At 70.2% G+C, this 12,691-nt stretch carries 12 protein-coding genes; 6 read left to right on the top strand and 6 right to left on the bottom strand.

Annotated elements, in window-relative coordinates:
• Nucleotides 1-68 precede the first annotated feature (68 nt).
• Nucleotides 69-1,949 (bottom strand): gamma-glutamyltransferase, encoded by a 1,881-nt coding sequence (gene ggt / locus CBM2586_RS05170; protein WP_115686965.1) that lies wholly within the window; start codon nt 1,947-1,949, stop codon nt 69-71.
• Nucleotides 1,950-2,154: 205 nt separating this feature from the next.
• Between ggt and CBM2586_RS05165 the strand changes: the two genes are divergently transcribed.
• Nucleotides 2,155-3,867 carry a vWA domain-containing protein gene (locus CBM2586_RS05165; RefSeq protein ID WP_115686964.1) on the top strand — a complete coding sequence of 571 codons (1,713 nt, stop codon included), beginning with the start codon at nt 2,155-2,157 and terminating at the stop codon, nt 3,865-3,867.
• A gap of 76 nt (nt 3,868-3,943) precedes the next feature.
• Entirely contained in the window at nt 3,944-4,567 is a 624-nt protein-coding gene (locus CBM2586_RS05160; protein ID WP_115686963.1) for an RNA polymerase sigma factor, read from the top strand.
• An 85-nt stretch (nt 4,568-4,652) separates the two neighbouring features.
• Here the strand turns inward: CBM2586_RS05160 and CBM2586_RS31965 are convergent, their stop codons facing one another.
• Nucleotides 4,653-5,144, bottom strand: a complete 492-nt coding sequence (locus tag CBM2586_RS31965) for a hypothetical protein (RefSeq protein WP_240991463.1) — start codon at nt 5,142-5,144, stop codon at nt 4,653-4,655.
• 306 nt (nt 5,145-5,450) lie between these two features.
• Between CBM2586_RS31965 and CBM2586_RS31960 the strand changes: the two genes are divergently transcribed.
• Nucleotides 5,451-5,732 carry a hypothetical protein gene (locus tag CBM2586_RS31960; protein WP_240991462.1) on the top strand — a complete coding sequence of 94 codons (282 nt, stop codon included), beginning with the start codon at nt 5,451-5,453 and terminating at the stop codon, nt 5,730-5,732.
• 19 nt (nt 5,733-5,751) lie between these two features.
• Here the strand turns inward: CBM2586_RS31960 and CBM2586_RS05150 are convergent, their stop codons facing one another.
• Both CBM2586_RS05150 and CBM2586_RS05145 read right to left on the bottom strand, forming a co-directional pair.
• Nucleotides 5,752-6,918 carry a CAP domain-containing protein gene (locus tag CBM2586_RS05150; protein WP_231942502.1) on the bottom strand — a complete coding sequence of 389 codons (1,167 nt, stop codon included), beginning with the start codon at nt 6,916-6,918 and terminating at the stop codon, nt 5,752-5,754.
• A 289-nt stretch (nt 6,919-7,207) separates the two neighbouring features.
• Nucleotides 7,208-8,146 (bottom strand): LysR family transcriptional regulator, encoded by a 939-nt coding sequence (locus CBM2586_RS05145; protein ID WP_012352371.1) that lies wholly within the window; start codon nt 8,144-8,146, stop codon nt 7,208-7,210.
• Between the two features lie 176 nt (nt 8,147-8,322).
• Between CBM2586_RS05145 and CBM2586_RS05140 the strand changes: the two genes are divergently transcribed.
• On the top strand, nt 8,323-9,585 hold the full coding sequence (locus CBM2586_RS05140) for an acyl-CoA dehydrogenase family protein (RefSeq protein WP_115662572.1): 1,263 nt from the start codon (nt 8,323-8,325) through the stop codon (nt 9,583-9,585).
• A gap of 156 nt (nt 9,586-9,741) precedes the next feature.
• Complete coding sequence (locus tag CBM2586_RS05135; protein WP_115662573.1) at nt 9,742-10,434, top strand: glutathione binding-like protein; 693 nt, start codon at nt 9,742-9,744, stop codon at nt 10,432-10,434.
• A 67-nt stretch (nt 10,435-10,501) separates the two neighbouring features.
• Here the strand turns inward: CBM2586_RS05135 and CBM2586_RS05130 are convergent, their stop codons facing one another.
• Nucleotides 10,502-11,347, bottom strand: coding sequence for a hypothetical protein (locus tag CBM2586_RS05130; RefSeq protein WP_115686962.1), 846 nt, complete (start codon nt 11,345-11,347; stop codon nt 10,502-10,504).
• A 296-nt stretch (nt 11,348-11,643) separates the two neighbouring features.
• On the opposite strand from CBM2586_RS05130, the gene CBM2586_RS05125 reads away from it, so the two are divergent.
• Nucleotides 11,644-12,063 (top strand): helix-turn-helix domain-containing protein, encoded by a 420-nt coding sequence (locus tag CBM2586_RS05125; RefSeq protein ID WP_231942503.1) that lies wholly within the window; start codon nt 11,644-11,646, stop codon nt 12,061-12,063.
• On the opposite strand, the gene ureG is transcribed toward CBM2586_RS05125, so the two are convergent.
• A complete protein-coding gene (gene ureG, locus CBM2586_RS05120) occupies nt 12,060-12,689 on the bottom strand; it encodes an urease accessory protein UreG (protein WP_115662576.1) in 630 nt (209 codons plus the stop codon). The two genes, CBM2586_RS05125 and ureG, sit on opposite strands and share 4 nt — an antisense overlap.
• Nucleotides 12,690-12,691 lie beyond the last annotated feature (2 nt).

The raw sequence follows: 12,691 nt of genomic DNA, 5'->3' as shown, positions 1-12,691 counted from the left end.
CCCCAAGCGGGAGAGGGAGTACACAGCCGGCATTTTGCAGACAGTGAGCGTATCGCACGCTGCCAGTCTCAATCCCCCAGCGCCACCCCCTCCCGCCGCGGATCCGCACCACCGGCCCACACCATCCTCCCGTCCGGTCCCTGGCGGCGCACGATGGCCTGCGTGCCGCTGGTCATCTCGATCGCCGTCACCTGGTGGCCGCGCGCCTGCAGGGCCTGCACCAGCCCCGGCGACACCAGGCCTTGCTCGACTTCGGTGGGGCCGTTGCGGCTGCCGAAGTTGCCCATGCCGATCGCCGCCTGCGGATCCAGGTTCCAGTCGAGCATGCCGACCAGCGCCTTGGATACGTACTCGATGATCTGCGAGCCGCCCGGCGAACCGACCGTTGCCACCAGCTGGCCGCTCTGGCGGTCGAACACCAGCGTCGGCGCCATCGAAGAACGCGGGCGCTTGCCCGGCTGCACGCGGTTCGCCACCGGCTTGCCGTTTTCGCTGGGCACGAAGGAGAAGTCGGTGAGCTGGTTGTTGAGCATGAAGCCGCGCACCATCAGATGCGAGCCGAAGTACGACTCGATCGTGGTGGTCATCGAGATGGCGCCGCCGCGGTCGTCGACCGCGACGATCTGCGAGGTCGAAATGCGCGGCGGCGAGCGGTCCGGCGCGTAGGCCAGCGTGGCGCCAGGCGGCGTGCCCGGCTGGGCCTTGCCCATGCTCTGCTCGCCGATCAGCTCGGCGCGCGCGGCGAGATAGGAGGGGTTGACCATGCCGCTGACGTCGACCGGCACGAAGTCCGCATCGGCGACGTACAGGCCGCGGTCGGCATAGGCCAGACGGTCGGCCTCGGCAATCGCATGAACGGCGTCGGCATGGGCTTCCAGCTGCGCCGGCGTGTTCACCGCCTGCGGCTTGAGCGCCGCGAGCGCGTATTTGGGATTTTTGGTTTCCAGCGCCTGCAGCGTGCCGAGGATCTGCGCGATGGCGATGCCGCCCGACGACGGCGGCGGCATGCCGCAGACCTTGTAGCGCTTGTAGTCGGTGCATACCGGCACCCGCTGCTTGGCGCGGTAGCTGCCCAGGTCGGCCAGCGACAGCGAGCCGGCGTTGCTGCCGTCGTTGACCTTGGCCACGATATCGCGCGCGATCGGGCCGCCATAGAGCACGCCCGCGCCGCGCCGGGCAATGTCGCGCAGCGTCTGCGCCAGCTTCGGGTTCTTCAGCACCGTGCCGGCCGGCTTGGGCTTGCCCTGGGCGTCAAGGAAGTAAGCGGCCATCTCTGGCGAGTTGGCCAGGAACTTGTCGGCCGCGACCTGCGTGTAGAGCCGCTGCGAGATCGGGAAGCCCTTCTCCGCCAGCTCGATGGCGGGCTGGAACAGCCTGGCCCAGGGCAGGCGGCCATGCTTGCGGTGGACCATCTCCAGCGCGCGCATCACGCCCGGGGTGCCGACCGAGCGCCCGCCGATCTGGGCCTCGCTGAACGACATGGGCTTGCCATCCGGGCGCAGGAACAGGTTTTCGGTCGCGCCGGCGGGAGCGGTCTCGCGGCCGTCGAAGGCCTGCACGTTCTTGCCGTCCCAGTACATGATGAAGGCGCCGCCGCCGATGCCGGTGGCCTGCGGCTCGACCAGCGTCAGCACCGCCTGCATGGCGATGGCGGCATCGATGGCCGAGCCGCCCTGACGCAGCATGGCACGCCCGGCCTCGGTGGCGAGCGGATTGGCCGCGGCTGCCATGTGGCGCTGCGCGTAGACGGTCGCCATGCCGGGGCGGTAGCCGGAGGCCACTTCCGGCGCAGGCGGCATCGCCGCGGGCGTAGTCGCTGTCGCCGGCGTAGTGGAGGCGGCCGGGGTGGCCGTGCTTCCGCCCGGGGTGCCACAGGCGCCGAGCAGCGCCGACAGCGCCAGCGCCAGCGCGCCGCGCCACGCCATCGAAGTGAGGTCAGGGTGAACCATGCGAGATCTCCGGCAGAAGGATCCAACGATTGTAGTGGCGATCGGGGCATCCCGCGAGGACGGGAGTCTGGCGCTCGCCACATCCGGATCGGACAGCTGGCGGCAAAAAAATATCTCGCCCGCCCCAACCCCGCCGGCCCGCATGGCCCGTTACATCGACAGGCGGTCACGCGGCGCCCTGCCCGCGGCCTTCCAGGAGAACAACATGCAAGCACGCGCACCGGTCTTCCTTTCCAGCCTTGCCGCAGCCCTGGCGCTGGCGCTGGCCGCATGCGGCGGTCCTTCGCGGCCGCTGCCCGAGCAGGCCTCCCAGCCTGTGTCCCCGGCGATGGCCCCGGCTCCGCACCCGGACCATGCCGCCAGGGCGGCGCAGCCCGAACCCGCTGCGGAAATGCACAGCATCGAACCGCACGCCACGCTGGCAATGCCGCACCCTTACCCGTTGCCGGCACCCGCGCCGGAGGAGCGCGAACGCTACGGCGCCATCGACGAGAACGGTGTCCGGCTGGTGGCACAGGCATCTGTGTCCACCTTCAGCATCGATGTCGATACCGGCAGCTACAGCAACGTGCGGCGCCTGCTCAATGCCGGCCGCGTGCCGCCGGCCGATGCGGTGCGCGTGGAAGAACTGCTGAACTACTTCCCCTACGACTACGCCCAGCCCGCCGACGGCCGCCCGTTCGCCGTGCACACCGCGCTGGCGCCGGCGCCATGGCATCCGTCCAATGTGCTGCTGCGCATCGGCATCAAGGGCAAGGACGTGGCCAGCGGCGCGCTGCCCGCCGCCAACCTGGTGTTCCTGGTCGACGTGTCGGGCTCGATGAACTCGCCGGACAAGCTGCCGCTGCTGAAGTCATCGCTCAAGCTGCTGGTGAACCAGCTGCGCGCGCAGGACCGCATTACGCTGGTCACCTACGCCGGCAGCACGCGCGTGGCGTTGCCGCCCACGCCGGGCAGCGACAAGGCTGCCATCAGCGCCGCCATCGACCAGCTGGTGGCGGGCGGCAGCACCGCCGGCGCCAGCGGCATTGCGCTGGCCTACCAGGCCGCGCAGCAGAGTTATATCGCCGGCGGCATCAACCGCGTGCTGCTGGCCACCGACGGCGACTTCAATGTGGGCGTGACCGACTTCCGCCAGCTCAAGGGCATGGTCGAGGAAAGGCGCAAGTCGGGGGTCTCGCTGTCGACGCTGGGCTTCGGCACCGGCAACTACAACGAGCAGCTGATGGAGCAGCTGGCCGATGCCGGCGACGGCGCGTATTCCTACATCGACAACCTGATGGAAGGCAACAAGGTGCTGGCCAGCGAGATCAGCTCGACGCTGGCCACGATTGCGCGCGACGTGAAGATACAGGTCGAGTTCAATCCGGCCACGGTGACCGAGTACCGGCTGATCGGCTATGAGAACCGCATGCTGGCGCGCGAGGATTTCAACAACGACAAGGTCGATGCCGGCGATATCGGCGCGGGCCACGCCGTGACCGCGCTGTACGAGCTGACGCTGGCCGGCGAGCCGGGGCTGGTCGACCCGCTGCGCTACCAGCGCGCGGCGCCGGCGCCGGGGCGCGATGGCGAACTCGCGCATGTGCGCCTGCGCTACAAGCTGCCGGCGGCCAGCACCAGCCAGTTGCTCGACGTCACCGTGGCGCGGCAGGCGCTGCGCCCGCTGGCGCAGGGCGACGACGACTTCCGCTTTGCCGCGGCGGTGGCCGGCTTCGGCCAGGTGCTGCGCGGCGGCAAGTTCACCGGCGCCTGGCGCTACGCCGACGCCCGCGCGCTGGCGCAAGGCGCGCGCGGCGCCGACCGCTTCGGCTACCGCGGCGAGTTCGTCAAGCTGGTGGACCTGGCGCAGAGCCTTGCCACCGCGGCGCCGGCCGCTTCCCAGGGCGGCGCGCCGGCCGGACATGCGGCACGCTGAGCCGCACCGCGGCGCGCAGCCGGCGCGGGGTGGCGCGGACTGTCGCCCCGCCCTGCGCTCTCCTATACTCGGGCGCATGCAGGCCCCAGACCCCGCTCCATCCGCAGCTTGCGCTGCCCCCGCCGACGCGCTGGGCGCGCTGCCCGACCACGACCTGATGCTGCTGGTGGCGGGCGGCATCATCGAGCAGCCCGTCACCGAGCTGTTCCGCCGGCATAATCCGGGCCTCTACAACTACCTGGCCTGGCTCTGCCGGGGCAATGCCGGCGAAGCCGAGGACCTCGCGCAGAAGACCTGGGTCAAGCTGATGACCCGCTGCGGCGACTACCAGCCAGACGCGGCGTTTCGCACCTTCCTGTTCCAGATCGCGCGCAATGCCTGGCTCGACCAGGTGCGCCGCGCCGATGCGCGCCAGCGCGACGCGCTGGATGACCACCTGCCCGAACTGCCGGCCGACGACCTGTCGCCGGAAGCGGAACTGCAGCTGCGGCAGCACGCGCAGCACGTCCATCGGGCGCTGCTGCAGTTGCCGGTGTCGCAGCGCGAAGTGGTGGTGCTGCGCTTCTTCAGCAATATGAGCGTCGAAGAGATTGCGGCGATGCTGGGCGAGAAGTTCGAGACCGTGAAGAGCCGGCTGCGCTATGCGTTCGCGCGCCTGCGCGCGGACCTGGCCGGCAGCTTGCCGGAGTCGGGACCATGAGCGCGGGCAACGCCGCAGCGCACGCGGCCGAACGCTTCATCGCGGGCGAGGACCGGCTCTCGGCCCTGCTGAAAGCCTTGCCACCCTACCCGCCGCCGGCCGCACTGGAAGCCGCCGTGCTTGCCGCCGCGCGCGCTGCGCAACACGAGGCCGCGCGCCGCCAGGCCGGTGCCGCCGCCCTGCCGTTTGCCGCGCCGCCGGCGCTGGCCGCGGCCGTGCTGGAAGAAGCCGCGCGCCTGCACGCGGCCCAGTCGGCGCGGCGCGACGCGGTGCTGGCACGGGTCGCCGCCGGCGCCGCCGCGGAGGACGTGCTCGGCGCGCGGCTCGGTCCGGATGCGGCGGCGTGGCTGCGGGCACAGGCTGCGGATTCAACCCGGAACCCCGCACAGCCATCCGCGACGGCGCGGCTCACGCATGCCGCGCGCGCGCGCCGGTGGTGGCGTTCGCTCGGACTGGTCGCCAGCGTCGCGGCGGTGGCCGGACTGACCACCAGCATCGTGCTGCGGCAGATCGACGATGGCGCGCTGTTGCCGACCGGAACGGCCGAGATGGCGTCGGCCGAGATGGCCACGCCCACGCCAGCGCCGGCAGCGTCGACGGCACCATCGCCGCCCTTGCCGGAAACCGCCGCGGCACCGCCCCCAAACCCGCCGCGCCGGCCGCCAAGGCAGCTCCGCCCACGGCCCGCCCCGCACCTCGCGCAGCGCCCGGCACAGAGGCGCCCAGAAGCGTTCCGCGCGAACCCGCGCTTGACCGCGAGGCCCCGGCACAAGCGAGCCCGGCCGCCCCGCAGGCACCCCCTGACGCAGCCATCGCGCAAGCCGCACCATCAGCGCCCGCGCCTGCCGCACCGCCCGCCTATGCCCTCAAGGCTGCCCCTGCGATGGCTGCGCGTGCACCGGCGGCGGCGTCCGCCCTCACCGTCTCGACCCTTGACGATCCCGCGGCCATCGCCGCGCGCCTGGGCATGGCAGCGCCGCTCAGGCTGTGGGCAGCCGAGCCCGACCATGTGGAGATCCGGGAATGGGCGCAACGGCTGTGGCAGGCGGTGCCGGCGGGACAGCGCCCGCCCGGGCCGGTTGCGGTGCAGGCCGATCCCACGCTGGCGCCCGGCCAGGTGCGGATCGAGCTGCGTCGAGAGTTGCCGCCGGGCGCGCCGCAATGAGCGCGCCCCGGCGTGATGATCAGCGCGTGGTGAACGACCAGCCCAGGTCCATCGGCTGCGCGCCGAGCCGGCCAGAGACCCGCACGCTATAGCGCTGCTGGGAGGCCAGCGGCGCCACCGGCGTGCACACCGCCACGCCGCGCGCCGCGCTGCTCAGGCCCGAGGAACGGCTGTCGACCTTGATGCAGTCGACGTTGCCGCCTTGCGCATCGGTGATGACGAAGTTGTCGGCCTCGAACTGCAGCGAGGTATTGATCGCCTGCAGCGACACCGGATAGCCCATGGTGCGGTTTTCATAGCCCGGCGCCGGATTCGGGCTTTCCGTGTTGACCCAGTTGACCGGCACATCGTTCTGGCCGTCGAACGGATAGGCCACCATCTGGTTGTCGCTGCCGCCGTTGACACGGTCGGCGAGGTCGACGGTCTGGTAGTAGCTGGCCGAGGTGCCGCTGCCGTTGGCGCCCACGCGCTCGGCAAAGCCGCTGCCGGCGGAGCCATAGCTGCCCAGCAGCGCGGCGCGGTGGAACGGCGCGTCGACCAGGTCCGACACCAGTGCGTCCTTGGGCGACATCGACAGCTGCGCATTGGCCACCGAGGTCCAGCGGCTGGCGCCGGCCACCACTTCCGCGGTGGCATCGGTCGGATAGGCGGCCTGGATGCGCTCGTCGGCGGTGGCGCCGGTGTAGCCCGGATTGCCGCTGCTTTCGTCGTGCGTCAGCGTGGCATTGGCCAGCATGTAGTCGGTATGCGCCTGCGCGGCGGCATGGAGCGGGTCGCGCGCCGCCAGCGGCGGCAGGCCCACCTGCTCGCGGCGATAGTTGGCGTAGCACAGGCCGGCGCTGCGCGGCTCTTCCAGCACGCGGTAGTTGCTGATCGCGCTGCCGCGCGCCGGCAGCAGCGAGATGCCGCTGCCGGGCGCGGCGGCAGGCGCGGGACCGCTGATGGTGTAGCAGGCGCCAGCAGTGGTGGTGGCAGCGGTCGGGGACGCCGGCGCGGCGGAGCCGGCCTGGCCGCCCCCCGGCGCGCTGGTTTGCGCACCCGCAGGAGCCGAACCGCCGGGCGCGGCACCGGCGGTCGTGCCGCCGTCGCCGCCATCGCCCCCGCCGCAGGCGGCCAGCGCCAGCGCTGCCGCGGTGCAGAGCGTGGTCAGGGCCAGCGTGTTGTGGCGCGCGCGGCGCGGCGGCATGGAAGGGCAATCGGCAGGCAAGCGTTTCCCAAGCATCGGTCTGAGTCGTCGTGGTGGAGTTCGGCGAATTGGTCTGCCCGGGGGATTCGCGAGCGCGGACAGCCGGCGCGACAACCATCGCGGGCACCGTGCAGCACGGGCTCGCTGTGGCTCTGCCGGGGGCAGAAAGACCGGACGATGGTATGGGCCGGGACTGCGAGGGTCTAGCTCGCGAACAATTACTTACGTGTGACCCGCGCGCGCCGCACCTGAACGGAATTCTGGCAGCGGCGGCCTCAGTTGAGCTCCATCAGCCCGCGGCGGCCACGTCGGCCATGCCGCTGCCCAGCGAGGCCATCACCGCCATCAACTGCTCGCGCAGCCAGCGGTTGGCGCCGTCGTTCTCGCCACCCGCGTGCCAGTACAGGTGCAGCTCCAGCGACGGCACCTTGAACGGCAGCGACAGCAGCCGGTTGGCATAGGGCTCGTTGGCGATGCGCGCGTAGCGCAGCGGCAGCGTCGCCAGCAGGTCGGTGCAGCTGACCACGCGGCATGCCGCGGCGTAGTGCTGGCAACGCAGCCGCACACGCCGGGTCAGGCCCATGCGGTGCAAGGCCTGGTCCTCCAGCCCGGCACCGCGGCGGCGCGACGACACATGGACGTGCTCGGCCGCGAGGTAGCGCTCCAGGGTCAGCTCCTTCTTCACCAGCGGATGGTCGCGCCGCGCCAGCACCACCATCGGGTCGGCCATGAACGGCGCATGGTGGATCGCCGGCGACACCGGCAGCAGGATGTCGAGCGCGGCGTCGAGCGTGCCCGCCAGCAGTTCCGATTCCATCTCGCGCCGGTCGAAGCGGATCGCGGCGATCTCCACCTGCGGCGCCATCGCGGTGACGCGACTCATCAGCGGCGGCAGCAGCGTCGACTCGAGCGCGTCGCGCATGCCGATGGTGAAGCGGCGCACGGTGTTGGTGGGATCGAAGTGCGGCGTGTCCTGCAGGGTGCGCGCGAACGACTGGAGTGCGCTGCGCACCTCGGCCGCCAGCGAACGGGCCAGCGGCGTGGGCGCCATGCCCTGCCCGCGCCGCTCGAACAGCGGATCGTCGAACAGCGTGCGCAGCCGCCCCAGCGCGTGGCTGACCGCCGGCTGCGTCAGGTTGAGCTGGCGCGCGGCCGCGGTGATGCTGCCTTCGCTGTAGATGGCGTCAAACACGACGAAGAGGTTGAGATCGATGCGGGAGAGCTGCATGCTGGTGATTCTGGCACGGAATGCAGCGAATTGATACTGGCAAATCCAGAAAATTCATTTTTCTAATTATTGGCTTTCAGATAGAGTGCATTGCATCGGCGAGGTACCGCCCGAAGACCCAGCCAACCGGCGCCGGCGGCGGCCGGCGCCCACCGTTCCCGTAGCGAGGAGACCACATGGATTTCGATTACAGCCCGAAGGTCAAGGAGATGCAGGCCAAGCTGCTGGCCTTCTTCGATCAGCACATCTATCCGAACGAAAAGCGCTTCGCCGAGGAGATCGACGCCAACCGTCGCGCCGGCAACGCCTGGATCCCGACCAAGGTGATCGAGGAACTGAAGCCGCTGGCGCGCGAAGCCGGCCTCTGGAACCTGTTCCTGCCGCGCTCGCCGCGCGCCCCGCAGGGCCTGTCGAACCTGGAATACGCCACCCTGTGCGAGATCATGGGCCGGGTGCCCTGGTCGGCCGAGGTGTTCAACTGCGCGGCCCCGGACACCGGCAACATGGAAACGCTGGAGCGCTACGCCTCGGAAGAACTGAAGGACCAGTGGCTGGAACCGCTGCTGGCCGGCGAGATCCGCTCGGCCTTCCTGATGACCGAACCCGCGGTGGCCTCGTCGGACGCGACCAATATCGAATGCCGCATCGAGCGCGATGGCGACCACTACGTGATCAACGGCACCAAGTGGTGGTCGTCGGGCGCCGGCGACCCGCGCTGCAAGGTCTATATCGTGATGGGCAAGACCGATCCCGAGGCCGGCCGCCATGAGCAGCAGTCGATGGTGGTGGTGCCGGCCGATACCCCGGGCATCACCATCAAGCGCTTCCTGCCGGTGTTCGGCTACGACGACGCGCCGCACGGCCATATGGAGATCGAGCTGAAGAACGTGCGCGTGCCGGTCTCGAACATCCTGCTGGGCGAAGGCCGCGGCTTCGAGATCGCGCAGGGCCGCCTCGGCCCGGGCCGCATCCACCACTGCATGCGCAGCATCGGCGTGGCCGAGCGCGCGCTGGAACTGCTGTGCAAGCGCGCGCTGTCGCGGGTCGCGTTCGGCAAGCCGGTGTCGGCCCAGGGCGTGACGCAGGAGCGCATCGCCGAAGCCCGTTGCGAGATCGAGATGGCGCGCCTGCTGACGCTCAAGGCCGCGTACATGATGGACACGGTCGGCAACAAGGTGGCCAAGGCCGAGATCGCCATGATCAAGGTGGTGGCCCCCAACGTGGCGCTGAAGGTGATCGACTGGGCCATCCAGGTCCACGGCGCCGCCGGCGTTTCCAGCGACTTCCCCCTGGCCAGCTGGTGGGCGCACCAGCGCACGCTGCGCCTGGCCGACGGTCCGGACGAGGTGCACCGCAATGCCATCGCCAAGCTGGAGCTGGCCAAGCACATGAACGTCAACCCCGACACCATCAAAATGCCGGTGGCGCGCGGTTTCTGAGCGCCCGGGAACGCCGGCGGGGCCCCGCCCCTGCCGGCATTGTGGAAAACGCGCAGCCTGCCTGCGCGTTTTTTTCTTCTGTGCTTAAATCGCGCGGTTCGCCACGTCGGTGGTCGATGTGGCCATTCCCATGAATGCAGCCAGGAGATCCCTGCAATGATCGACGTCTACACCTGGGCCACGCCCAATGGGCACAAGGTCCACATCATGCTGGAGGAGTGCGGACTGGAGTACAGGGTCCACCCGATCAACATCGGCGCCGGCGACCAGTTCGGCGAGGACTTCCTGAAGATCAGCCCCAACAACAAGATTCCCGCCATCGTGGACCCGGACGGACCCGACGGCAAGCCGATCTCGCTGTTCGAATCGGGCGCGATCCTGCTCTACCTGGCCGGCAAGACCGGCAAGTTCCTGCCCGACGACGTGCGCGGCAAGTACGAGACGCTGCAGTGGCTGATGTTCCAGATGGGCGGCGTGGGCCCGATGCTGGGCCAGGCGCACCACTTCCGCATCTACGCGCCCGAGCAGATCGAGTACGCGGTGAACCGCTACACCAATGAAGCCAGGCGCCTGTACGGCGTGATCGACACGCAGCTGTCGAAGCACGAATGGCTGGCCGGCGAGCAGTACACCATCGCCGACATCGCCACCTTCCCGTGGCTGCGCAGCTGGCAGAACCAGGGCGTGACGCTGGACGACTACCCGCACCTGAAGCGCTGGTTCAACCAGATCGCCGAGCGCCCTGCGGTCAAGCGCGGCGTGGAGGTGCTGGCCAGCGCGCGCAAGGCGCTGCAGGACGACAAGGCGCGCGAAGTGCTGTTCGGCGCCACGCAGTACAAGCGCCACTGAAGGCCGCGCGGCGGCCGGCGGCTGCGCGGCGTGCGCATGGCGCCGGTCCGCGGCGGCCATCAGGCCATCAGGCCAGCGCCAGCGCGGCGCGCGCCACGGCGTGGCCATCGGCACGCCGGCCGCCGCGCGCGGCCTCGCCATCCTGGGTGGCATCGCCCCCGCCGAAGCAGCACAGCAGGCCGGTGCCCGGCACCAGCACGTCGAGCCGGCATGACTCATGCGCGTCCGGCGCGTAGAGTGCGCCGGGCTGCAGGAAGGCCATGTCACCGCCGCTGCGCACCAGCGCGCCATGCCAGTGCAGGGCAATCGCCCCCCGGTAACACAGCGCCCAGAGCAAGCCGCGCGCCTCCAGGTGCCGGCCCCAGTCATCCACCGAGCCATCCAGCTGGACAAACGCCGGGCGCATGCCCTGCTGCGCCTGCCAGCCATCCGCATCCGGCAGGCCCGCCAGCACATGCGGGCCGGCCATGCCATCGGCATCGGCCCCGGCACCGACGGGAGCCAGGGCGCCCAGCGCGCACTGCCACGCGCCCGCGGGCATGGCCACGGGGCACGAGGCCTCGGCCGGGCCTTGCGGCACCGTGCGCACCAGGATGGTGTCGGCCACCGCCTGCACCTGCATCGGCACCCCGGGCGCGGGCGCGAACAGTTCACCCCCGCCCACCAGCAAGCTGCCGCGGCCGGGCGAATACAGCCGCAGGCCACCGCGCAGGCAGCCCCACCATTCATGGCAATCCGCTGAAAATTCGGGCTGGCGCTCGCCGGCGCAGAGGAAGATGTAGTCGCAGGTGCAGCCGAGGCCGGCAGCGGCGGCAAGCAGGCGAGGCTGGAATCCGGGAAGGAAATCCGACGGCGCACAGCGGTCGGCATCGATGGCGCGCATGCGCGCCTCGAACAGCGTGAAGATCTGCATGGCAATCCCCCTGCAGGGCGACAGGCGCACTGCGCCTGTCCGCGCAGCCGGCGCACGCGTGCCAGCGTGACGCGCGGCGTTGCGCAATAACCCGTCTGGCGCGGCGCTGCGATGCAGGCCGCCCGGTTGATGCCATCGTGCCGCGCCAGTGCCTGGCGCGCCCCTCAATTTGCGGATCGGACACCGATAGTGAGGATGAGGATAAGTTGTCGTGGCCTCAGGGTCAAACCCTTAGCCTCAGACCACTCCGAACTTTTGTTGACCCCATGACCTCTCGAAATCTCAGACTTTTCGGATTGCATCTTGCCTGGCTGCGCAAGCAGCGAGGCTGGTCCCAGGAGACGCTTTCGCTCGAAAGCGGGCTCTCGCGCTCCTACCTGAGCGGCATCGAAAGCGGCAAGCGCAACCTCGCGCTGGCCAACATCTGCCGGCTGGCCGAGACCCTCGCCGTGCCCACCGCCGAGATGCTTGACTTCAGCCGGCACGACGCCAGCCAACTGCAGGTGGAGCAATCGCGCGCGCCGTTCGGCAACCGCCAGCGCGCGGCGATCGAGGCCACGGTGCACCATATGGCGGAGCTGAGCGAGCCCGAGCTCAACCTCGTGGCCGCGGTGGCGCGGGCGCTGGCGGGCAAGGGCAGCTTCCGCCCGGCGCTCGGCCACGGCAGCCCCGGCGCCAGGCCGGCACCCGATGCCGATGCCAGCCAGGACGGCTAGAGCCCGAGCATGCCCTGCCGCTCGATGAAGCGGATCACCTCGTCCAGGCCCTCGCCCGACTTGACGCTGCCCATCACGAACGGCCGGCTGCCGCGCATCTTGCGCGCATCGCTTTCCATCACCGGCAGCGATGCCCCCACATACGGCGCGAGGTCGGTCTTGTTGATCACCAGCAGGTCCGACTTGGTGATGCCCGGCCCGCCCTTCCTAGGAATCTTCTCGCCCCCGGCGACGTCGATCACGTAGATCGTCAGATCAGAAAGTTCTGGGCTGAAGGTCGCGGCCAGGTTGTCGCCGCCGGACTCGATGAAGACCACGTCGGCATCCGGGAAGCGCGCCAGCATGCGCTCGACCGCCTCGAGGTTGATCGATGCGTCCTCGCGGATCGCGGTGTGCGGGCAGCCGCCCGTTTCCACGCCCAGGATGCGCTCGGCCGGCAATGCGCCGGAGATGGTCAGCAGGCGCTGGTCTTCCTTGGTGTAGATATCGTTGGTGATCGCGACCAGGTCATAGCGGTCGCGCATCGCCTTGCACAGCATTTCCAGCAGCGTGGTCTTGCCGGAGCCGACGGGTCCGCCGACGCCGACGCGCAGCGGAGGGTTTTTCTTGGTACGGGCGTGGATCATGG

It is taken from the genome of Cupriavidus taiwanensis, assembly GCF_900250115.1.
Classification (GTDB): Bacteria; Pseudomonadota; Gammaproteobacteria; order Burkholderiales; family Burkholderiaceae; genus Cupriavidus; species Cupriavidus taiwanensis_B.
The sequence above is the reverse complement of the archived record's forward strand: the minus strand, read 5'-3'. Positions and strand labels throughout refer to the sequence as shown.